The following is a 20,440-nucleotide window of genomic DNA, read 5'->3' as shown; positions in this document are numbered from 1 at the left end:
ACATGACTCTTCCCGCAGAAACCCCTGCCGCTACTGTTAACGTCGTGCCGGCGCGCTATCCCTGGCGCATCGTCGGGGCGGCGGTCGCGCTTTTCTTACTCGCCGTGGTGGCGCAGTCGGTCGCCTTCAACCCGCGCTGGGAGTGGGGCGTCTTCGCCCGCTGGTTCTTCGACCCGGTTATTCTCGAAGGCGTATTCCAGACGCTCCAGCTAACCGTGCTGGCCACCTTATTGAGCATTCTGTTCGGCGGCGTGCTGGCGATGGCGAGGCTCTCCGACTCGTGGCTGTTGAGCAGCCTTGCCTGGGGCTACATCTGGCTGTTCCGCTCGCTGCCGCTCATCGTGGTGCTGATTATTCTTTATAACTTCTCCTACCTCTACGACACGCTGTCGGTGGGCATCCCCTTTACCGACATGACCTTCGCCAGCTACCCGACCATTAACGTGCTGGGCCAGTTCGCCACCGCGGTGGTGGGGCTGACGCTGGTGCAGAGCGCTTACACGGCGGAGATTATTCGCGGCGGCTTTTTGGGCGTCGACCACGGCCAGTACGAAGCGGCGGCCGCGCTGGGGCTGCCCGCGTGGCGGCGCACGCTGCGCATTATCCTGCCGCAGGCGCTGCGCACCATCCTTCCGGCGGGCTTTAACGAAGTCATCAGTCTCGCTAAAGGCACAGCGATGGTTTACGTGCTGGCGATGCCGGAGCTCTTCTACACCATTCAGATGATCTACAACCGCACCCAGGAGGTTATCCCGCTGCTGATGGTGGGCGCCGCCTGGTATCTGGTCCTGACCAGCCTGCTTTCCCTGCTGCAATATGGCGTGGAACGCTGGCTTGCGCGCAGCCAGCGCCGCTCGGCGGTGGACCGCCCGGCGCGTAAATGGGCTTTCGCCGCGCCAAAAACCCAGGAGACTGTCAATGCTCAACTCCCCTAGCGCCGCGGGGCATATCGCCATCACCCGCGTCAGTAAATATTTCGGCAAACATAAAGCGCTGGATAATGTCTCGCTGGAACTTAAGCCCGGCTCGGTTACGGTAATTATCGGGCCATCCGGCTCCGGCAAGTCGACGCTGCTGCGCACCATCAATCACCTCGAACGGGTAGACGAAGGGTTTATCCAGATAGACGGCGATTACATTGGCTACCGCCGGGAAGGCGACAAGCTCTATGAGCTGAAGGAGCGCGAGATCCTGCGCCAGCGCGTGAACGTGGGCTATGTCTTTCAAAACTTCAACCTGTTTCCCCACCTGACGGTGCTGGAAAACCTGATTGAAGCGCCCATCGCGCACGGCGTGCCGCGCGAGCAGGCCGTCGCCCGGGCGTATGCGCTGCTGGAGGTGGTAGGGCTTCGCCATAAGGCGGACGCCTGGTCGCGCCATCTTTCCGGCGGCCAGCAGCAGCGTATCGCTATCGCCCGCGCGCTGGCGCTGGAGCCAAAAGTCATCCTGTTCGACGAGCCCACCTCGGCGCTGGATCCGGAGCTGGTGGGCGAAGTGCTGGACGTTATCAAAAAGCTGGCGCGCTCCGGCACCACGCTCGTGGTCGTGACGCATGAAATCGGCTTTGCCCGCGAAGTGGCGGACAACGTGGTGTTTATGGTGGATGGCAGAATTGTAGAGCAGGGCAGCAGCGAGGCGGTGTTAAACCGTCCGCAGCACCCGCGCACGCGCAATTTTCTTTCCCGGGTACTTTAAGGAGCAAGGATGAAAGCACTGCTGACGCTGCTGCTGTTCAGCGCAGGCCCCTTCGCCATGGCGGCGGGCATCGACCTGAAAGCGAATGAAACGCCGATCCACACGCCCGCCAACCCGGCGGCCATCGCGAAGATCCCGCCGGGCTACCGCTTTGTTGAACCGGGTACGCTGACGGTGGCTATCTCCGCGCTCAATTCGCCGCCGCTGGCGCTGCTGGCGAGCGATAATCGCACGCGCATCGGCAGCGACCCGGATATCGCGCAGCTGCTGGCCGACAGCCTCGGTCTGAAGGTGAAACTGGTGCCGACCGCCTGGGAGGACTGGCCGCTCGGCATTAGCGCCGGCAAATATGACGTGGCGCTGGTGAACATCGCGGTGACCGAACAGCGGAAAATGAAGTTTGATTTCGCCACCTACCGGGTGGATACGCTCGGCTTTTCGGTGAAATCGACCAGCGAGATCCAGTCAATCAACACGCCACCGGACGTGGCGGGCAAAAGGGTCATTGTAGGGTCGGGGACCAATCAGGAGAAAATTCTGCTGAAGTGGGATAAAGAAAACCAGGCGAACGGGCTTAAGCCGGTGCAGCCGATTTACCTGACCGACGATGCTTCCGGCAACCTCTACCTGCAATCGGGGCGCGCGGACGCGATATTCGGCCCGCATTCGGTGGGGGCGTACAAAGCCGCGCTCACCGGGAAAACGCGGCTGGTGGGCAAAGGGCCGCTGAAGGCATATGTCGCCACCACCACCAAAAAGGGCAACGGGTTAGTTTATGCGTTGCAGGAGGGTATAAACGGCGCCATTAACAGCGGCGCTTATCAGCAGGTGCTGGCCCGCTGGGGCGAGCAGGAGGAAGGGGTAGAGGCGTCGGTGGTCAACCCGCCGGGAATTGCGTATTAGGGGCGCGCGGTGCGGCGTTTTTCAGGGGGAGTGCTCTGGGCTTACCGCGCTCGCGGGTTTTCTTCCTCGCCGCTTTGGGAAAGGCCGGGGTGCGGGGAACCGGCGGATGAAAATGCAGGGCGAGCCACGCGCGCCCCGCCGGGGTGTGCTGGGACGCTTACGCGGCTTCCCAGGCTTCCAGTACGGGCAGCAACGCGCGGATCTGTGGTTGTTCTTGCGCGGGCAGCATTTTTAGCGGCGCAGGCAGCGGCGGTTCGTCGAGCAGGCCAGAGAATATTGCCAGCGCCGCCACCACGCGCAGGCTGCCGTGACGTCTGAAGAGTGTCCACAGCGGCTCGAGGTCTGATAAAAAGTCGGCGTCCTGCTGCCCGTCTTCTCGCGCGCCGCGAAGAAGACGCAGCGCTAAACGGGGATAAAGCCCGCCCACCACCGAATACCAGACATCGCAACCGGCGCGTAAGCCCGCCTGCGCGAACATATCGCCGCTGACGCCGAGTTTTATACGTGAAGGCAGCAGGGCGCGAAGCTTCTCCACGCGCTCGCGACCCTCCGGCGCGGCAAGCGGCGAACCGGGAAGCTTAATGGAGCAAACCGCAGGCAGCTGCGCCAGCCGCTGGTACAGCGCGTCGGTGAAGGTGAAATGAGTGGTCGCGGCGTTATCATAAATACATAGCGGCACGTCGCAATGATGCGCCACCGTCTGATAAAGCCCGAAAACTTCATCCTCCGTCAGCGGCTGATAAGACACGGGGGCGAGCAGCAGGGCGCGAACCCCGGCGCGCTGCGCGCCTTCGGCAAGCGCCAGCACGTCGCGGGTGCGAACAGCGCCCACGCTCACCATCACCGGTACGCCAGCGGCATGGTCAACCGCGATTTGGGTCATCCGCAGCCGCTCCTCCAGCGTCAGATAAGCGTAATTGCCCGTTGAGCCGAGCGCGCCGATACTCTGCACCCCGGCGTCAGCAAGCCGTTCAACCAGCCGGATAAACCTGTGTGAATCGGGGGCGTCGCCCCGCATCGGCGTTAAAGGAAAAGCGCTAAGACCTGAAAACATGCCGGCTCCCTGTCAAAAAAGGTAGTGGGTTCATCAAAAACTGTATTTTTCTGACAACCTCAATAACATAGCGGCTCGCGGAGCGTTTAAAAACAGCAAAAAGAGGTAGGAGCAGATGAAAATTAATGTGGTCGGCACCAGCGGCAGCGGCAAAAGCACCTTCGCCCGCCGCCTGGCGCAGCAGCTTAATCTGCCCTATATCCAGCTTGATGCCCTGTACTGGCGCGCCAACTGGCAAGGGACGCCGGATGAGGTGTTTATGGAAAAAATCCGTCAGCAACTGGCGGCGCAGCCTAAGGGTTGGGTGCTGGACGGCAACTATAACCGAACCAGGCCGGTGAAATGGCGGGAGGTGGAGTGCGTAGTCTGGCTTGATTATGGTTTTACCCGCACATTCTGGCAGGCAGTGCGCCGCGCAGCGACCCGCGCCTGGCGTAAAACCGAACTCTGGCCCGGCACCGGCAACCGGGAGAGCTTTCGCCAGAGCTTTTTCAGCCGCGACTCCATTCTGCTCTGGACGCTGAAAACCTGGCGCAGCAACCGGGTTCGCTACCTTGCGGATATGCAGAACCCGGCCTGGTCGCATATCCGGTTTGTGCATCTGCGCTCGCCCGCTGAAAGCGAGGCGTTTTTACAAAGCCTGAGGGAACAGCGCGCCGCCTCTTAACCCGGGTTTAGCTGTTTCCCGGGAAGCGCGCCGTGGCGCGGCTGCCGCATTCGGGCGCGCGGTTTTCAAGCAGGAATTCGCCCTTGTGTAGCTGAACGATGCGGCTGACGATATTCAGCCCCAGCCCGATGCCGCCGTAACGGCGGTCCATGCGCACAAAGGCTTTGCTTAGCTCGCCGACCTTGCTTTCATCCACGCCGTCGCCTTCATCTTCCACGATGAGTGCCGCCACGGGCGTCGCCGCCACGCTTACGGTAATCACGCTGCCTTGCGGACTGTAACGATGCGCGTTTTCCACCAGGTTTCGCAGCAGCACCTGCAAAAGCGTCGTGTCGCCGCGCACGCGCGCCTGCGGCGAGAGCCGCAGACGAAGCGTCTGATCGCGCTGCGCGAGCATGGTGCGCAGTTCGCTTTCCGTCGCCAGCACCACATCTTCCGTCAGCGAGACATCCTGATAGTTGCCGGAGGTGAACGACTGCCCGGCGCGGGCCAGTTGCAGCAGTTGCACTACGCTGCGGGTCATCTGGTCGAGCCGCGCAATCAGCGGCTGCACCTGCACATGGTTGTTGCGCTCCAGAAGTTCGAGATGCAGGCGCAGCCCGGCCAGCGGCGTGCGCAGCTCATGGGCCACATCGGCGGTAAACAGCCGCTCGCGCTCAAGGCTTGTGGTCAGACGGGAAAGCAGCTGGTTGATGGCGAGCGTGACGGCGTCTATCTCCTGCACCGAGCTGAGATACTGAATCGGCTCAAGGTTATCTTCGGTGCGGTTTTCAAGATGGTCCTGCAGCTTGCGCAGCGGGCGGGTTATCCACTTGACGGCCTGCAGGCAGAGCACCAGCGCCAGCCCGATAATCACTAAACTCGGCACCGCGAGGCTCGCTATCGCTTCGCGGATCTCGCGCTCGATATGCCGGTGGTTGTTGTCGCCGCGTACGGCGGCGTCCACCAGCAGGTGGATCTGTTCTTTGCTTTCATGCCACAGCCACAGCACGCTGATGGCCTGACAGACGAAGAGGATAAGGCCGAGGGCTAACAGCAGGCGGAAGCTCAGGCTGTTGCTGTTGCGGCGAAGGCGTTCACGCAGCGTCATTCCGGGGCGCCGTCCGCTTTAACCAGGGTATAGCCAAACCCGCGAACGGTGCGAATGGCGGACTTGCCGATTTTGTCGCGCAGGTTATGAATATGCACTTCCAGCGTGTTGGTGGAGGGCTCCGACTCCCAGTTATAGATATCCTGATAAAGGATTTCCCGGTGCACCGGGTGGCCCGCCTTGAGCATCAGCCGCGAGAGAATAGCGTACTCTTTTGGCGTCAGCTCCAGCGGCTCGCCCGCCAGGCGGATCTGGCGATGTGTCATATCCAGCGCCAGCTCGCCCACCTCCAGCAGGCTGTCTCCGTGGTTAACATGACGGCGGATAATGGCGCGAATGCGCGCCAGCAGCTCATCCAGCGCGAAAGGTTTAACCAGATAGTCGTCCGCGCCCGCATCAAGCCCGGCGATACGCTCGCTTACCGTATCGCGGGCGGTAAGGATGAGCACAGGCTGCATGCTTTTCTCGCGGCGCAGCCGTGTGAGCAATTGCAGCCCGTCTTCATCCGGCAGGCCAAGGTCCAGCACAATCAGGCTGTAAAGGCCGCAGGCCAGATGCGCCTGCGCCGCTTTCACCGACGTGACGCCGTCACACACGTAGCCTTCGCCTGCCAGCGCCAGCATCAGCCCTTCAAGCAGCAGGGCGTCATCTTCCACAACCAGTATCTTCATTACGTTTTGCTCCGACACGCTGCCAGAATATCATCGCCCGGCTTGTATTCACGGGTCTGTGTGCCGGTCATGCCGAGCACGGTGGAAAAGAGATTATCCTGCGAAAAGGCGTTCGATGCTGCGAGATGGCTCAGACAGCTCGCCTCCACACCGAACCGCTGCTGATAATCTGGCGATAACCATAACAGCATCGGCACATGTTTTTGTTGCTCCGGGGCAATGGCGTAAGGCAGTCCGTGCAGATATTCGCCGTTTTCTCCCAGCGATTCGCCATGATCGGAGAGGTAAACCAGGCTGGTGGTGAAGTTATCCTGGTGCGCCTTCAGTACGCCAATCGCCTTATCGACAATATAGTCCACATATAACAGCGTGTTGTCATAGGTGTTGACCAGCTGTTCCTGGCTACAGGTCTGGATCTCATTGGTATCGCAGGTCGGGGTGAAGACCTTAAAGCGCGGCGGATAACGATGGTAATAGGTCGGGCCGTGGCTGCCGATAGTGTGCAGCACGATGATCCCGTTGCCTTTAAGGTTGCGGATATAGTCATCAAGCCCGTGGAACAGCACTTCGTCGTAGCATTCGCCTTCCTGGCACATGCCCGGCAGGTTCAGCGCCGTCATGTCCTGATGCGGCACCCGGTCGCAGGCGCCTTTGCAGCCGCCGTCGTTTTCATTCCACAGCACCTGCAGGCCCGCCCGCTGCAGGATATCCAGCAGCCCCTCCTGGTGGCTCGCCAGCGCTTCGTCGTAGTGCGAGCGCGGCATATTGGAGAACATGCAGGGCACGGAGACCGCCGTCGCGGTGCCGCAGGAGGTGGTATGCGGGAACCAGAAAACATCGTCCTTCGCAAGTTTCGGGTTGGTCTGCCGCCCGTAGCCCTCAAGCGAAAAATTGTCCGCGCGCGAAGTCTCGCCGACGATCAAAATCGTGAGGCTCGGCTTGCCGGTCTGCCGGTTGGCAAGCAGCTTCGCGTCTTCGCCGATGCGCACCAGCGGCAGGTTCGCCTGGCGATGATGCGAATAGTAAGACCAGCTCGCCGCGATGCTGCTGGAAGGACTGAGGGTTTTTACCAGCTCGCGGTTATTACGAAACAGCGAGGCGTAATCTTTATAAAACAGCAGCGCCACGACGACTATCGCCGCGCAGCAGCCCAGCACGCTGACGAGGCGCCACAACACCCCTTTCCAGCGCGAGGCGGCGGGACGGATGCGGATCCAGAACATCGCTGCGACCGCCGCCACGCCGCTTAGCAGCAGCGTAACAACCAGTTGCGGCGTGAGCAGGGCGAAGCTTTCCGATGCGGTGGTATCGAGGATATTCGCAATCATATTGCGATCCATGATGATGCCGTAGTTCAGCATGAAATACTGCACCGCCGCTGAAACAAGAATAAACACCGCGATAACCAGCCGGGCAAGCCAGAAGAACGAGGCGAGCGTCGCCACGATAAAAATGACGCTGAAGGCCACCACCGGCATGGAGAGGAAAACCAGTGCCTCGTGAAGCGAGGTCACGGGCATGGCTTTTAGCACCTGGCGGTAATAAGCGAGGTTCAGAAAGAGCGAAATGTAGAGCGAAAAAATCGCCAGAAACGCGAGCCGACCGAGCGTCGGCCTTTTTTCATTCAGCAGAGACATAAAGCGGGCCTGATAACCAATTAGGCGCACAGGGTGACAGAGCAAAATTAGGAAAACCTTAAGCGTATCGGGGAGACGGGCATTGCCCCTCCCCGCGGGCAGCTTCTACACTTATCTCAAACCCAGGAGGTGACGATGCTTACGCTCTACGGTGTGCCCGGCTGGGGGTCGGCTATCAGCGAAATCATGCTGGCGATGACCCGTGAACCTTATGATTTTATCAACGTCGAGGGCTTTGATAAGCCCGGCCCGCAACAGGAGCAGCTGATTGCGCTGAACCCGCTCTGCCAGGTGCCGACGCTGCTGCTGGAAGAGGGTGGCGTGATGACCGAAAGCGCCGCCATCGCGCTGATGCTGCTCGACAAACACCCGCAGTTCGCCCCGCGCCCTGGTACGCCTGCGCGCGACAGGTTCTGGCGGCTGCTGGTCTGGCTGGTGGCGAACGTCTATCCCACCTTTACCCTGGCCGACTACCCGGAGCGCTGGGTTGAGTCGCAGCCCGAAGTGCTCAAGGCAAGCGCGCAACGCCAGCGCAAGACGCTCTACCAGTGGCTTGAGCAGGAGATGGGCGAGGGGCCTTATGCTTTCGGCGAAGAGATAACCCTGCTTGACGCGTACTGGCCGGTGCTGCGCTGCTGGGGCCCGGGCCGCGAGTGGTTTGCCGCAAACGCGCCGAAGCTTAACGCCATGGCGGATGCCGTGTGTGGGCGCGTGGAGCTGACGGCGGTGCTGAAAGCCAATAAGCTCTTGTAAAGCAAGGCGGGATAACGCAGGCTGTAAGCCCATTTTGTCAGTTAAGGAGCAGACCATGCCGCATGTCGACGTTAAATTTTTCCCGCGCGGGTTATCGGAAGAAGCGCAACAGGCGCTCGCCGCCGAACTGAGCGACGTTATCGTTAAGCATCTGCAAAGCAAAGAAAGCTCGGTTTCGGTGGCGCTGGAAGAGGTGCAGCCGGACGACTGGAAAGCGCAGGTTTGGGACAAAGAGATTGCGCCGAACCTCGATAAGCTCGCGAAAAAACCGGGCTACAGCATGTAATGCGAAAGAGGGGGTTTAAGTCATTCAGCAGGGTTATCGCTGTCCTTTTGACTATTCACCCGCCTGCCGCTGTGGCATCCTTTGTGGTCTGCCTGGCCACAAAGGAGCGCCTTAATGAGCCTGTCGGTCAATCTTCTCGCCTCCATTGCCATCGCGCTGCAAAGCGGCATCAGCCATCAGGATCGCTTTCAGCGGCTTATCACCACGCTTCGCCAGGTGCTGCGCTGCGACGCCTCGGCGCTGCTGCGCTACGAACAAGGGGCGTTTCGCCCGCTGGCGACGGACGGCCTTTCCCCGGATGTGCCCGGACGGCGCTTCGCCATTAATGAACATCCGCGTCTCGAAGCGATAGCCCGCGCGGGCGACATCGTGCGTTTTCCGGCGGACAGCCAGCTTCCGGACCCCTATGACGGCCTGATCCCGGGCCACGAGCAGCTAAAAGTGCATGCCTGCGTCGGTCTGCCGCTGTTCGCCGGGCAGACGCTCATCGGCGCGCTGACGCTTGACGGCATGGACCCTGACCAGTTCGATAATTTCAGCGATGAAGAGCTGCGGCTACTGGCGGTGCTGGCGGCGGGCGCGCTGAACAACGCGCTGCTGATTGAGCAGCTTGAACGCCAGAACCCGCTTATCGCCCCGCAGCGGTCGGCCGCCGCCGACGGCCCGGCGGGCGAAATGATTGGCGAATCGCCGCCGATGCGGGAGCTTAAGCAGGCGATAGCCATTGTTGCGCCCTCCGATTTAAACGTGCTGATAAGCGGCGAAACCGGCACCGGCAAAGAGCTGGTGGCCCGCGCCATTCATGAAGGCTCGCCGCGCGCCGCGAATCCGCTGGTCTACCTCAACTGCGCCGCGCTGCCGGAGTCAGTGGCGGAAAGCGAGCTGTTCGGCCATGTGAAGGGAGCCTTTACCGGCGCTATCAGCAACCGCAGCGGCAAATTTGAAATGGCGGACAACGGCACGCTGTTTCTGGATGAGATTGGCGAGCTTTCGCTGCCGTTACAGGCAAAACTGCTGCGCGTGTTGCAGTATGGCGATATTCAGCGCGTGGGCGACGACCGCAGCCTGCGGGTGAATGTGCGGGTGCTCGCCGCCACTAATCGCGATCTCAAAGCCGAGGTGCTGGCGGGGCGTTTTCGCGCCGACTTATACCATCGTCTGAGCGTTTTTCCGCTGATGGTGCCGCCGCTGCGCGAGCGGGGCGAAGACCGCGTACTGCTGGCGGGCTTTTTCTGCGAACAATGCCGCGCGCGCCTGGGGCTATCCCGCGTGGTGTTAAGCCCCGGGGCGCTGGCGCCGCTGCGCGCGTACCGCTGGCCGGGCAACGTGCGCGAGCTGGAGCATGCGATTCACCGCGCCGTGATCCTCGCCCGCGCGACCCAGACGGAGCCGGATGTGGTGCTGGAGGCGCGCCATTTCGCTCTTGCGTCCGCCCCTGACGCTGACGCGCCGCCGGTCGCCCGGCAGCCCGATGCGCCGGTGGACGCGGCAAACCTGCGCGCCGCCACCGAGGACTTCCAGCGCAAGCTGATTGGCGAAACGCTGCTGCGCCATCACCACAACTGGGCCGCCAGCGCCCGGGCGCTGGCGGTGGATGTGGCGAACCTGCACCGGCTGGCGAAACGGCTCGGCCTCAAATAGCCCGGGCGCGGCCCTGCCTTAACCGCGCACTCCGGCGCGGCGTTGCAGCGTCAATACCGCTTCCTGCGCCTGACGGCCCAGCGCCGCGAGGTCGAGACCCGGAACGCGGTCCTCTTCCACCGCCACGCGACCGCCGACCAGTAACGCTTTTAAATACGCCCGGCCGCCGCAGGCCACCGGGCCGATAGCGATGTCGTGCAAGCCGAAGTAGCGCGGGTCGTCGAGCCGGTAGAGCGCGATATCCGCCGCCTGGCCGGGGGCGAGGGTGCCCGTGCCGGTTAAGCCGAGCACCTGCGCGCCGCCTGCGGTGCCCCAGCGCACCACATCCTCGATGGTCGCCGCATCGCCACCGCCTTCAAATTGGCCGCCCTCATAACGCGGCTTGGCCAGCATTCCTTTGCGCGCCCGCTGCAAAAGCCAGGCGGCGTGAGTTTCGCTCTGCATATCCGCCGCCTCGTTGGAGGCGGCGCCATCCACGCCAATCGACACTTTCACGCCCGCCGCCTCCAGCGCCACGAGATCGGCGATGCCGCTGCCAAGCCGCCCGTTGCTCTGCGGGCAGTGGGCGATGCCGCTGCCCGTCTCGCCAAGCAGGCGGATCTCTTCTGGCAATAGCTTCACCAGATGCGCGAACCAGACATCCTCGCCGGTCCACTCCTGCTCAGCGCAGAACTGCAGCGGAGTCATGCCGAATTTCGCCCGGGCGGCGTCCAGGTAATCCACCGTTTCGCTCAGGTGGCTGTGCAGCCGAATGCCGAGGCTTCGCGCAAGCCGGGCGCTTTCGCGCAGCTCCTGCGGCGTGGTGGAGTGCAGGGTGGTGGTCGGCGCCATCACCACCTGGCGAAAGGCGTGCGCTCCCGGCTGATGGTATTTCGCCGTCAGCCGCTCGACGTCCGCCATCCAGGCGTCGAATTTTTCCGGGCGCAGGGCGGTTGGCAAATCGCTCTCCAGCCCCCGCGTCTGCGTGGCGCCGCCCCGGCACAGCACAAAGCGCATGCCAAGCGCGTCGGCCTCTTCAAAGAGAACGGCCGCGCCGTCGAACGGCATGTCCGGCCAGTAAAGGTAGTGGTGATCCGCCACCGTGCCGCAGCCGGAGCGCAGCAGCTCCACCAGCCCAATGCGCGCGGCGATGCGAAACGTCTGCTCGTCAAACACGCCGCGAAAGCGGTAGGGCGTGGCGGCAAGCCACGCGGAAAGGCTCTGGTTGAGCCCCTGCGGCTCGCCTTTCAGCAGCGACTGGAACAGATGATGATGGGTATTCACCCATGCCGGGTAGGCTACGCAGTCGCGGGCGTCGATGACCCGCTCGTCAGCCTGCGGCGTCAGTTCGCCCATTTCGCGAATCACGCCGTCGCGGATGCGAATATCCCGCGCCGGGCTGCGGGGGGCATGGCGCTCGCCGGTCAGCATCGCCGTGCAGTTTTTTATCAGAATGGCGCTCATGGGATCTCCTTATGCCAGCGCGCTGTCGTGCCAGCGGCGTAAAAAAAGGTGGCTTAGCAGCGACATCAGGCAAAAGAGCGCCAGCCCGCTGCAGGTAATGAGGAACAGGGCGGCGAACATCAGCGGCAGGTTGAGCTGAAAGCCCGCCTGCAAAATTTGCCATGCGAGGCCCGCGCCGCTGCCGCCGGTCCCGGCGACAAACTCCGCCACCACCGCGCCAATCAGCGCCAGGCCACTGGAGATGCGCAGCCCGCTGAAAAAGTACGGCAGGGCGTTGGGCAGCCGCAGGCGCAGCAGGATCTGCCAGCCGGAAGCCTGGTTAATATGAAAGAGGTTCAGCAGCCCCGGGTTTACGCTGCGCAGGCCGAGGGTGGTGTTAGTCAGCACCGGAAACACCGCCACCAGCATCGCGCACACCACCAGCGCAAGCGTGGTGTTGTGGATCCAGATGATCACCAGCGGAGCGATGGCTACCACCGGCGTAACCTGAAACAGAATGGCCCACGGCATCAGGCAGGACTCAATCAACCGGCTTTGCACAAAGAGAAACGCGATTAGCGTGCCAATGGCTATCGCCATTAAAAACGCGAGCACGGTGACCTTCAGCGTGGTGAGCAGGCTGCCAAACAGCGCGTCGCGCTGGCTGATAAGCGTGGCAAAAATATCGCTCGGCTTCGGCGCCAGATAAACCGGCACCGCGAACTGGCGGAACAGCAGCTCCCAGAGCAGCAGCAGAGCAAGCGCGGACAGCAGCGGCCACACCGCGCGCTGCGCCTGCGGGTAGCTCATCAGCGGTTTACGCATGGTCGCCTCCTGCGCTCGCTTTTTCGAGCAGGGTTGAAAGGGCGGCGCACTGGCGGATAAAGGCATCCGAGGTGCGAAAGCCGTTATCCCGCGCCTGCGGGCCGTCGATGGCGACATCCGCCACCACGCGCCCCGGACGCGCGCCCATCACAATGACCCGGGAGGAGAGATAAACCGCCTCATAGATGCTGTGGGTGACAAACACCACCGTCAGCCCGCGCTTCGCCCACAGCCTGCGGATATCGCTGTCGAGCTTGTGGCGGGTGAACTCATCCAGCGCGCCGAAGGGTTCATCCATCAGCAGCAGGTCGGGCTCGGTCACCAGCGCCCGGGCCAGCGACACGCGCATCTGCATGCCGCCGGAGAGCTCGCGCGGCATGGCGTGAAGAAAATTCTCCAGCCCTACCGCCAGCAGCGCCTGCATCACCTGCGGCGCGCTCGCTTTTTTACTCACGCCGCGCAGGGTGAGCGGCAGGCGGACATTTTCCTCCACGGTGGCCCAGGGCATCAGCGTCGCCTCCTGAAAGACCATCGCCATGCGGCATTCCGCCGCCATCTCCGCCTTGCCATTCCAGCGCACCTGGCCCGCCGTCGGGCGCTCCAGCGTGGCGAACATTTTCAGCAGGGTGCTTTTGCCGCAGCCGGAGGGGCCGAGCAGCGAGACTATCTCGCCGCGGGCGATATCCAGGTTCAGCCGCTGCAGGGCCAGCGTGCCGTTGGGGTAGACTTTCTCCACGCCGCGCGCCATTAAAAAACGCGGCTGCTGGCTTTCCTGCGCCGGGGGAACGGCGTCAAACGACAGTACAGTACTCATAATGCGCTCCAGGATAACGGCGGCTCTTACATGGCCGCTTTAGGGTAGAACTGCGTGGTGAAGGCGGCTTTATAGTCCGTGGCGGGGTTAAGCAGCCCCGCGCTGACCATAAAATCACGCGTCGCTTTCCAGCGCGGGTCGGTCATCACGCCGAGCCCTTTTTGCGCCGCGTCGCCGCCGTCAATCAGGTGCAGCGCTTTAAGCTGCGCCACGCCGAAGGCGAGCACCGCGTCGCTCATCTGCGGGTTCTCCTGTTTGATGAGTTTGTTGCCCGCCGTTGGGTCGGCCAGATAGCGTTGCCAGCCCTCCATGGAAGCGTCGACAAACCGTTTCAGCACGTCCGGTTTTTCCGCCAGCAGATCGTTTCGCGTCACCAGAATGCCGCCGTAGGCGGGGTAGCCGTGCTCGGCAAAGAGGAAGAAACGGCTGTCGGGCTGCGCCTGTTTCGCCTGCTGCACTTCAGAGGTAGCGTAAGCCTGCTGCGCCGTGTTGTTGTCGGCGAGGAAAGGCTGCATGTTGAAGGTATAAGGGCGCACCTGGCTGTCGCTGAGCTGGTATTTCGCCTTCAGCCAGGGCCACCATGACGCCTGGCCGCTGGCGGAGACCAGCACCGTTTTGCCTTTCAGCCCGGCGAGATCGGCGACGTTGCCGTGAGTCAATATCCCCTGCGGGTCGAACTGGAACGGCGCGGCGATGGCTTTCAGCGGAAAGTTCTGCTCAATGCCTTTCAGCACCTGCAGGTCGTAACTCACTATCACATCCGCCCGCTTCGCCAGCAGCAGCGTCATGTTGTTAAGCTGCGGGCCGCCGGAGCGGACTTCCACATCGAGGCCATATTTTTTATAGATGCCTTCTGCCACGGCCTGGTAGTAGCCGCCCTGTTCGGCCTGCGCCACCCAGGTGGTTTGCAGAATGAGTTTATCGGCGCCATGCGCGGCGCCGCAGAGCAGCAGGGAGGAGAAAAGCGCGGTAAAAGCGGTGCGAGATGCCATAAAACCCCCGGTTAAGCGTCAGTTTGGTCTGCCATCAGGGGGTGAGCGGTTCTCCCGACGCGGTGTACGGCGTCGTCCCCTGACGAGGAACAGCGTTGCGCTGTAGAGCAATGTCCCACGCGAGGCCGAAGCCAGCGCGCTAACCGCTTATACTCTGCCGTGGGTTTTGCAAAGGCTGTGCCAGCCCGCTTCTCTGTGCGTTGCTGGCCTGACAGCGCGGTCTGCCGCGCGGACGCAGGCATCATGAGACAATAAAATGGCGCGGCGTGATGCACAATTGTGAAGCATATGTAAAATTTTTGCCCGAAAGCGGCACGTCCGGGCGTGGCGCCGCCACTCGGTCTTCGCCGCCTCCGCTGTATTCTGCGCGGTTTATGATTCTGGTACGGCGATTGCTTAAGAGAAAGCGAGTAGAAGCGTTCAGCCATTCTTTACCGATGGCGGGTCATTGCTCATAGGACAGGCGCCCTGCGCGCCTGCGCCAGTGACGTGGCCCGCCGCTGTTGTCGGGCCACCCGTTTATCAGCAAGCAAAAGGGTGAACCATGACCATCGCAAACACGGCATTTTCCCTGCACGAACTCACGAAAGAATCCCGCATGGGCGCGACCGGCACAGAGACCAGCCGGGAGGTGCGCATCATTGATATTTCCGACTTCGCCAACCGTAAAGAGGAGATTGCCGGGGCGCTCTGGGACGCGGCGGTAGAGATTGGCTTCTTTCAGGTTTCCGGCCACGGCATCGCGCCACCGGTGATTACGGATGCCTTCAGGCGTGCAGAACAGTTTTTCGCGCTGCCGGATACCGTTAAAGCGCAGTACCCGCTTAACCGCAACGCGGGGTGGGAGAAGCGCGCGCAAATCCGTCCCTCTACCGGCACGCCGGATGAAAAAGAGTCTTATCAGATAACCCGGCCGCGGATGGCGGGGCTGTGGCCGCAGGAGGCGGAGCTGCCCGGCTTTCGCGATGCGATGCTGGGCTTTGAGCAGCAGTGCTGGCGGGTGGGCATGCAGATCCTCTCCTGCTTCGCCTGGAAGCTCGGCTTTGCCGATGACTTTTTCACCAACGCGCACGACCCGGCGCAACCGGCTTATCAGAGCACGCTTCGCATGCTGCACTACTTTGCGCTTAAAGGCGAAGCGCAGGGGCCGTGGCGCGCAGGAGCGCATACCGATTTTGACTGTCTGACGCTGCTTTTCCAGCGCGAAGGTCAGGGCGGGTTGCAGGTTTGCCCGGGTAAAGAGATGGAGGAGCAGGAGTGGACGAGCATTGAGCCGCATGACGAACTCATCACCTGTAATATTGGCGATATGTTAATGCGCTGGAGCGACGACCAGCTCCCTTCTAACTTTCACCGCGTGCGCAGCCCGCTGCCAGGGGAATGCGTGGGAGATCGCTACAGCCTCGCTTTTTTCTGTCAGGCCAATGAGGATGTGGTGATTGAGGGACCGGCCAGGAAGCACCCGCCCATCACTGCGAAGGACTACCTGCACCAGCGCATCAGCGCTAACTTTTCCGGTAAATATTAATGCAAAAAGCCCTGCCGGAAGGCAGGGCTTTTTTTCTCAGGCCGGGCTTATTTCTTGCCCGGTTTGCCCTTAGACGGGCGTTCAACCGGCGGCACTGACGCGCCCATTTCGGCGCCGGTCACCGGGTCGATATCCGGGTTAGACTGGGTGCGCTGCGCCATCGCCAGCACGGTAGCCTGCTGGTCGGACGGCAACTGAATATCCGCCAGACCGTCGCCGCCGTCCACTGCCGGTTGCGGGTCAGCCACGTACTCGAAGTTTTCGTCGCTGTTCCAGCTGCCGCGCAGGTCGTCGCCTTTCGACATGTTGTAGTAAACGTTCGCGTACTGTTCCACCGGCGGCAGTTTGCCCGGCGGGAAGTTATTACGAATGGAGTAAAGCGCTTTTTCAAAGGAGATCTGGTGCGCCACTTCGCGGGTCATCAGGAAGCCCAGCGCATCTTTCACACCCGGATCGTCAGTCACGTTAATCAGACGTTCGTAAATGATTTTCGCCCGCGCTTCGGCGGCGATGTTGGAACGCAGGTCAGCGGTGATTTCGCCGATGGTGTCGATGTAGGCTGCCGTCCACGGTACGCCCGCGGAGTTAGTGAGCGCCGGGCCGCCGCCATAGAGCAGGGCGGTCGTGTGGCTGTCGTTGCCATGACCGGTGAGAGAACGATACAGTTCCGCTTCTTGTTCAACGCCTTCGGCGAGATCGCCTTTCGCGCCTTTATTCAGCATGCCGACCAGCGAACCGATTATTTCCAGGTGACTTAATTCTTCGGTGGCAATATCCATCAGCATCTCTTTGCGCGCCGGATCTTCATCACCCAAACCCTGGGTGAAATAACGGCACGCGGCGGCTAATTCGCCCTGCGGGCCGCCAAATTGCTCCAGCAGTAAATTCGCAAGACCCGGATTCGGTTCAGCTACGCGAACCGTATATTGCAGTTGCTTAACATGACGGAACATAAATTTCTCCTGCTCACAATTTCTGAAAAGAACCTGCCATTGCTGGCAGGTTAATTGAGATTCACTTTATTTTTTAGCTTCTACGCCCGGCTCGGCGGAGCGCGTCAAATATTGCTGAGTCACATCCGGCAGATGGTCGATACACCATTTCGCCATGGCTATCTCTTGCTCGCGGATCTGCTCGAAAATTTTCGCACCATGCTCATCGCCAGCCGCTTTGGCTGCCGCAATCAGCGAGGTGTAGCAGGCGATTTCGAATTGTTCGAAAACGTAGCCGCTGATAGCGCCTTTCACCACTTCGTCCGAGGCGAACATGCCGCCCATCGCCTGACCCATGGCGGTGACTTTGCTCACGGTGTCTTTCAACACGGAACGAGAGATGTTGAGGTTATCGAAAACCGAGTCCAGAAGCTGTTGCTGCTGGCGGGTCTCTTCGATGTGCTGTTCGATACGCGCTTTCAGATCCGGATAGTGCTCAAGACGAGAAGCCTGGGCCTGCAGCATCTTTTCCGCCTGTTCTTCCATGGCGTGAGCGTCGCGTAGCCAGTCGTGATAATTCTCTTCGTAGGATGTCGCCATAATTTACCTCTTCCGGAATAAATAGTTATATGAGTCGGTAGTCACGTTACGATAATGTAAAAGCCATAATTGCAAATTGCTTTAGCTTTAGAAGCTTAGCAGAGAATTCCGCTCAGGCCGGGTAAAAATAAGATTATTCGATTTTAAGATTTGTCCTAGCTAAGCGAATCGCGAAGCGTCGACCAGTGCAATAAATAGTTTTTGTGACCGGCTTGATTAATTTTGCGCCATCGCGAGGGTGGGCGATTTTTAATTATTTATTCACCGTTTCGCTTACTGAAAATAAATGTCAGTAAAACGCCGCTAGTTTATTTTTTTAATTTTAACAAGCGAAGCGGTAATACAGGCTTGCTATTTGATCATTAAAGAAAACTTTATGACGGCTAATTCTTTTCTGCGGTGACTATTGCTTTTGCAACGTATCAGGGCGTGCGGCACAATCCGACATCCGCCCTGGTGTGAAAAAGGCTATATAAAGAAGGGAAACCTCTGGAAGGAAAATGGCTATGGCTTTTACGCTTGAACACTACCTGGCTCGCATTGGTTTTAACCGCGAGGCGCGCGTTGATTTCTCGACGTTACAGTCGCTGCACCGTCGCCATATCGCGGCTATCGCTTTTGAAAATCTGGATGTGCTGCTGGGGCGTGAGATCCTGCTTGATGACGACAGCATTTTTGAAAAGCTAGTGACCGCGGGGCGCGGCGGGTACTGTTTTGAGCACAATGCGCTTTTTACCCGCGCGCTGAATGAAATTGGCTTTGAAACACAAAACCTTGCGGCGCGGGTGCTGGTGGCGAAACCCGATGAGATGCCGCCGCGCACCCACCGGCTGGTGATGGTGAAGCTTGAAGAGGCGACGTGGATAGCCGATGTCGGTTTCGGCGGCCTGACCTTAAGCGTGCCGCTTCCCCTTAAAGACGGCGCGGAGCAGGCCAGCGCGCAGGGGCTCTACCGGCTGGAAAAGAAGCAGGACGAATTTTTACTGCTGCTGCGCCAGCACGATCACTTTCAGCCGCTCTACCGGTTCGACCTGGAAAAGCAGTATCCGGCGGATTATCTGATGGCTAACCACTTCATCGCCCACTGGCCGGATTCTCATTTTCGCCATCACCTGCTGGCGGCGCTGCATCCCCTCGACACCTGTCGTCTGACGCTGGTGAACCGACGCGAAACGGCGCACGAGCGACCGCCGCGTCAGGCGGAGCTGAAAGATAACGACACGCTTTACGATAGTCTGCAACAGCGGTTCAACATCCGACTCGATCACCCACGCCACGGCGTTACGCGGGATTCGCTGAGCAAAGTGATGGAAAGGGTTATGGCGGAAGAAGGGGCAGAGAGTAAGTAGCGGCGCGTGGGCTTTATTTCTATGGCTGGGGGAGAGGGTACGTTCGCCAGGGCGTTGTTTTTATTTTTATGGCAGGGCGGTGAAAGGTTACGTTCGCCGAAGTGTTGTTTTTATTTTTATGGTAGGGCGGTGAAAGGTTACGTTCGCCGAAATGTTGTTTTCATATGTCATTTCCTCTCACGCGAACGTGCCAGGGGGCTCAAAGCCAGCCCCCTGGCAACCCCGGCTCCCGGCGCGCAAAATCGACCCCTTCGGGGCAGACCTTCCGTTCTGTCATCTGGCTTCGGGTCGGCAGGACGGTGTTTACTCGGCCCATCCATGGGCCTCGCCCCTTCGGGGCCAACGCTTTGCGTTGTTCAAAAACGCTCCCGGCGTTTTTGTCCCTGTGCCGACCCGCCTCTGGCCGTTCCCGACGGCCAGCCCCGGCCATCTGCCCGCCCGGAAGGCGATTTTGAGGCCGGATAAACGTCATCGCTGACAGGTTAATAAAATAGTCATGGTGGTATTGCTGTGAAGCAGAATGCGTTTTGGTGGTTCAGGAGGCGAGCAAGCGCAGCGCCACTCGCGGAGATTTTTCCCTCGCCCCTTTGGGGAGAGGGCTGGGGTGAGGGGCGCAGGCGCTGAGTTTTACTGTTCCGGGATATATGTTCGGGCGGTGAAAGGTTACGTTCGCCGAAGTGTTGTTGTCATATGTCATTTTCTCTCACGCGAACGTGTTAAGGGGGCTCGCCGCCGCCCCCTTAACAATCCCGGCTCCCGGCACGCAAAATCGACCCCTTCGGGGCAGACCTTCCGGTCTGTCATCTGGCTTCGGGTCGGCAGGACGGCACATCCCTGTGCCGACCCGCCTCTGGCCGTTCCCGACGGCCAGCCCCGGCCATCTGTCAGCCCGGAAGGCGATTTTGAGGACGGATAAACGTCATCGCTGGTGGGCTGCCGAAAATAATCATGGTGGTGTTGCTGTAGGGCAGGACACGTTTTGGTGGTTCGGAGGGTGAGCAAGCGCAGCGCCACTCGCAGGTTTTTGGGGAGAGGGCTAGGGTGAGGGGCGCGGGCGGCTCAGGCGCTGGGCCTTACTCTTTCAGGATATATGAACGGGCGATGAAGGGTTACGTTCGCCAGAGCGTTGTTTTTATATGTCACATTTCCTCACGCGAACGTGTTAAGGGGGCTCGCCGCCGCCCCCTTAACAATCCCGGCTCCCGGCACGCAAAATCGACCCCTTCGGGGCAAACCTTCCGGTCTGTCATCTGGCTTCGGGTCGGCAGGACGGCACATCCGTGTGCCGACCCGCCTCACGCCGGTTCCCTCCGGCGTGCCCCGGCCATCTGTCAGCCCGGAAGGCGATTTTGAGGCCGGATAAACGTCATCGCTGACAGATTAATGAAAATAGTCCTGGTAACGTCGCTGTAAAGACGGAACAGTCTTCGTGGTTCGCAGGGTAAGCAAGCACAGCGCCACTCTCCGGTTTTCTCCCTCGCCCCTCGGGGGCAAGGGCCGGGGTGAAGGGAAATGACGGCGCAGCCGTATCACGTGAACAAGCAAGTGGCACTTTACTGACCTGCTTTGAACATGCCCTGT

At 60.6% G+C, this 20,440-nt stretch carries 19 protein-coding genes; 9 read left to right on the top strand and 10 right to left on the bottom strand.

The window, feature by feature from the left end; translation table 11 throughout:
* Window positions 1-2: 2 nt before the first annotated feature.
* Genes ACU4F7_RS11405 through ACU4F7_RS11395 form a run of 3 tightly spaced genes read left to right on the top strand, consistent with a single transcriptional unit; the run spans window position 3 to window position 2,598 of the window.
* Window positions 3-935 (top strand): amino acid ABC transporter permease, encoded by a 933-nt coding sequence (locus ACU4F7_RS11405; protein ID WP_029591710.1) that lies wholly within the window; start codon window positions 3-5, stop codon window positions 933-935.
* Entirely contained in the window at window positions 919-1,695 is a 777-nt protein-coding gene (locus ACU4F7_RS11400) for an amino acid ABC transporter ATP-binding protein (protein WP_029591711.1), read from the top strand. Before ACU4F7_RS11405 ends, ACU4F7_RS11400 begins: the two co-directional genes overlap by 17 nt.
* 57 nt (window positions 1,696-1,752) lie before the next feature.
* Complete coding sequence (locus ACU4F7_RS11395; protein ID WP_235470168.1) at window positions 1,753-2,598, top strand: transporter substrate-binding domain-containing protein; 846 nt, start codon at window positions 1,753-1,755, stop codon at window positions 2,596-2,598.
* A gap of 157 nt (window positions 2,599-2,755) precedes the next feature.
* Here the strand turns inward: ACU4F7_RS11395 and ACU4F7_RS11390 are convergent, their stop codons facing one another.
* Window positions 2,756-3,652 (bottom strand): dihydrodipicolinate synthase family protein, encoded by an 897-nt coding sequence (locus tag ACU4F7_RS11390; protein ID WP_029591713.1) that lies wholly within the window; start codon window positions 3,650-3,652, stop codon window positions 2,756-2,758.
* 115 nt (window positions 3,653-3,767) lie between these two features.
* Here ACU4F7_RS11390 and ACU4F7_RS11385 point away from each other — a divergent pair, with 115 nt between their 5' ends.
* Window positions 3,768-4,319, top strand: coding sequence for a shikimate kinase (locus ACU4F7_RS11385; RefSeq protein WP_029591714.1), 552 nt, complete (start codon window positions 3,768-3,770; stop codon window positions 4,317-4,319).
* Between the two features lie 7 nt (window positions 4,320-4,326).
* On the opposite strand, the gene pmrB is transcribed toward ACU4F7_RS11385, so the two are convergent.
* The 3 genes from pmrB to eptA are packed head-to-tail and all read right to left on the bottom strand — an operon-like array spanning window position 4,327 to window position 7,717.
* Complete coding sequence (gene pmrB / locus ACU4F7_RS11380; RefSeq protein ID WP_029591715.1) at window positions 4,327-5,409, bottom strand: two-component system sensor histidine kinase PmrB; 1,083 nt, start codon at window positions 5,407-5,409, stop codon at window positions 4,327-4,329.
* Window positions 5,406-6,080, bottom strand: a complete 675-nt coding sequence (gene pmrA / locus ACU4F7_RS11375; protein ID WP_029591716.1) for a two-component system response regulator PmrA — start codon at window positions 6,078-6,080, stop codon at window positions 5,406-5,408. Before pmrA ends, pmrB begins: the two co-directional genes overlap by 4 nt.
* Complete coding sequence (gene eptA, locus ACU4F7_RS11370) at window positions 6,080-7,717, bottom strand: phosphoethanolamine transferase EptA (RefSeq protein ID WP_481636923.1); 1,638 nt, start codon at window positions 7,715-7,717, stop codon at window positions 6,080-6,082. Before eptA ends, pmrA begins: the two co-directional genes overlap by 1 nt.
* Window positions 7,718-7,852: 135 nt before the next feature.
* Here eptA and ACU4F7_RS11365 point away from each other — a divergent pair, with 135 nt between their 5' ends.
* The 3 genes from ACU4F7_RS11365 (at window position 7,853) to norR (ending at window position 10,397) form a co-directional block, all read left to right on the top strand.
* Window positions 7,853-8,470 (top strand): glutathione S-transferase family protein, encoded by a 618-nt coding sequence (locus ACU4F7_RS11365; protein WP_481636922.1) that lies wholly within the window; start codon window positions 7,853-7,855, stop codon window positions 8,468-8,470.
* 55 nt (window positions 8,471-8,525) lie between these two features.
* Complete coding sequence (gene pptA, locus ACU4F7_RS11360) at window positions 8,526-8,756, top strand: tautomerase PptA (protein WP_024557606.1); 231 nt, start codon at window positions 8,526-8,528, stop codon at window positions 8,754-8,756.
* 114 nt (window positions 8,757-8,870) lie between these two features.
* Window positions 8,871-10,397: a nitric oxide reductase transcriptional regulator NorR gene (gene norR / locus ACU4F7_RS11355; RefSeq protein ID WP_481636921.1), complete on the top strand. Its 1,527-nt coding sequence runs from the start codon at window positions 8,871-8,873 to the stop codon at window positions 10,395-10,397.
* Window positions 10,398-10,415: 18 nt separating this feature from the next.
* Here norR and ACU4F7_RS11350 read toward each other — a convergent pair whose 3' ends face one another.
* From ACU4F7_RS11350 to ACU4F7_RS11335, 4 genes are read right to left on the bottom strand one after another with little or no spacing between them, the layout of a single operon-like run.
* A complete protein-coding gene (locus ACU4F7_RS11350; protein ID WP_481636920.1) occupies window positions 10,416-11,840 on the bottom strand; it encodes an amidohydrolase family protein in 1,425 nt (474 codons plus the stop codon).
* 9 nt (window positions 11,841-11,849) lie between these two features.
* The gene (locus ACU4F7_RS11345) at window positions 11,850-12,644 is read right to left on the bottom strand and encodes an ABC transporter permease (protein WP_029591721.1); all 795 of its coding nucleotides are present in this window, start codon (window positions 12,642-12,644) and stop codon (window positions 11,850-11,852) included.
* Window positions 12,637-13,458: an ABC transporter ATP-binding protein gene (locus ACU4F7_RS11340; RefSeq protein WP_029591722.1), complete on the bottom strand. Its 822-nt coding sequence runs from the start codon at window positions 13,456-13,458 to the stop codon at window positions 12,637-12,639. Before ACU4F7_RS11340 ends, ACU4F7_RS11345 begins: the two co-directional genes overlap by 8 nt.
* Window positions 13,459-13,484: 26 nt before the next feature.
* Window positions 13,485-14,450 (bottom strand): ABC transporter substrate-binding protein, encoded by a 966-nt coding sequence (locus tag ACU4F7_RS11335; protein WP_029591723.1) that lies wholly within the window; start codon window positions 14,448-14,450, stop codon window positions 13,485-13,487.
* A 544-nt stretch (window positions 14,451-14,994) separates the two neighbouring features.
* Between ACU4F7_RS11335 and ACU4F7_RS11330 the strand changes: the two genes are divergently transcribed.
* Complete coding sequence (locus tag ACU4F7_RS11330; protein ID WP_029591724.1) at window positions 14,995-15,978, top strand: isopenicillin N synthase family dioxygenase; 984 nt, start codon at window positions 14,995-14,997, stop codon at window positions 15,976-15,978.
* Window positions 15,979-16,025: 47 nt separating this feature from the next.
* On the opposite strand, the gene ACU4F7_RS11325 is transcribed toward ACU4F7_RS11330, so the two are convergent.
* Both ACU4F7_RS11325 and ACU4F7_RS11320 read right to left on the bottom strand, forming a co-directional pair.
* Window positions 16,026-16,931 carry a manganese catalase family protein gene (locus ACU4F7_RS11325; protein WP_024557613.1) on the bottom strand — a complete coding sequence of 302 codons (906 nt, stop codon included), beginning with the start codon at window positions 16,929-16,931 and terminating at the stop codon, window positions 16,026-16,028.
* Between the two features lie 66 nt (window positions 16,932-16,997).
* Complete coding sequence (locus ACU4F7_RS11320) at window positions 16,998-17,510, bottom strand: ferritin-like domain-containing protein (RefSeq protein ID WP_024557614.1); 513 nt, start codon at window positions 17,508-17,510, stop codon at window positions 16,998-17,000.
* 506 nt (window positions 17,511-18,016) lie between these two features.
* Between ACU4F7_RS11320 and ACU4F7_RS11315 the strand changes: the two genes are divergently transcribed.
* Window positions 18,017-18,859, top strand: a complete 843-nt coding sequence (locus ACU4F7_RS11315) for an arylamine N-acetyltransferase family protein (RefSeq protein WP_029591726.1) — start codon at window positions 18,017-18,019, stop codon at window positions 18,857-18,859.
* The last annotated feature ends 1,581 nt before the right edge of the window (window positions 18,860-20,440 follow it).

The sequence above is a fragment of the Franconibacter pulveris genome (assembly GCF_056780215.1).
This window is presented reverse-complemented; position numbering and strand designations above follow the sequence as displayed.

Excerpts from the sequence above, each read along its gene's own strand:
- ACU4F7_RS11405 (WP_029591710.1), top strand. The coding sequence starts at position 3 with ATGACTCTTCCCGCAGAAACCCCTGCCGCTACTGTTAACGTCGTGCCG.
- ACU4F7_RS11400 (WP_029591711.1), top strand. The coding sequence starts at position 919 with ATGCTCAACTCCCCTAGCGCCGCGGGGCATATCGCCATCACCCGCGTC.
- ACU4F7_RS11395 (WP_235470168.1), top strand. The coding sequence starts at position 1,753 with ATGGCGGCGGGCATCGACCTGAAAGCGAATGAAACGCCGATCCACACG.
- ACU4F7_RS11390 (WP_029591713.1), bottom strand. The coding sequence starts at position 3,652 with ATGTTTTCAGGTCTTAGCGCTTTTCCTTTAACGCCGATGCGGGGCGAC.
- ACU4F7_RS11385 (WP_029591714.1), top strand. The coding sequence starts at position 3,768 with ATGAAAATTAATGTGGTCGGCACCAGCGGCAGCGGCAAAAGCACCTTC.
- pmrB (WP_029591715.1), bottom strand. The coding sequence starts at position 5,409 with ATGACGCTGCGTGAACGCCTTCGCCGCAACAGCAACAGCCTGAGCTTC.
- pmrA (WP_029591716.1), bottom strand. The coding sequence starts at position 6,080 with ATGAAGATACTGGTTGTGGAAGATGACGCCCTGCTGCTTGAAGGGCTG.
- eptA (WP_481636923.1), bottom strand. The coding sequence starts at position 7,717 with ATGTCTCTGCTGAATGAAAAAAGGCCGACGCTCGGTCGGCTCGCGTTT.
- ACU4F7_RS11365 (WP_481636922.1), top strand. The coding sequence starts at position 7,853 with ATGCTTACGCTCTACGGTGTGCCCGGCTGGGGGTCGGCTATCAGCGAA.
- pptA (WP_024557606.1), top strand. The coding sequence starts at position 8,526 with ATGCCGCATGTCGACGTTAAATTTTTCCCGCGCGGGTTATCGGAAGAA.
- norR (WP_481636921.1), top strand. The coding sequence starts at position 8,871 with ATGAGCCTGTCGGTCAATCTTCTCGCCTCCATTGCCATCGCGCTGCAA.
- ACU4F7_RS11350 (WP_481636920.1), bottom strand. The coding sequence starts at position 11,840 with ATGAGCGCCATTCTGATAAAAAACTGCACGGCGATGCTGACCGGCGAG.
- ACU4F7_RS11345 (WP_029591721.1), bottom strand. The coding sequence starts at position 12,644 with ATGCGTAAACCGCTGATGAGCTACCCGCAGGCGCAGCGCGCGGTGTGG.
- ACU4F7_RS11340 (WP_029591722.1), bottom strand. The coding sequence starts at position 13,458 with ATGAGTACTGTACTGTCGTTTGACGCCGTTCCCCCGGCGCAGGAAAGC.
- ACU4F7_RS11335 (WP_029591723.1), bottom strand. The coding sequence starts at position 14,450 with ATGGCATCTCGCACCGCTTTTACCGCGCTTTTCTCCTCCCTGCTGCTC.
- ACU4F7_RS11330 (WP_029591724.1), top strand. The coding sequence starts at position 14,995 with ATGACCATCGCAAACACGGCATTTTCCCTGCACGAACTCACGAAAGAA.
- ACU4F7_RS11325 (WP_024557613.1), bottom strand. The coding sequence starts at position 16,931 with ATGTTCCGTCATGTTAAGCAACTGCAATATACGGTTCGCGTAGCTGAA.
- ACU4F7_RS11320 (WP_024557614.1), bottom strand. The coding sequence starts at position 17,510 with ATGGCGACATCCTACGAAGAGAATTATCACGACTGGCTACGCGACGCT.
- ACU4F7_RS11315 (WP_029591726.1), top strand. The coding sequence starts at position 18,017 with ATGGCTTTTACGCTTGAACACTACCTGGCTCGCATTGGTTTTAACCGC.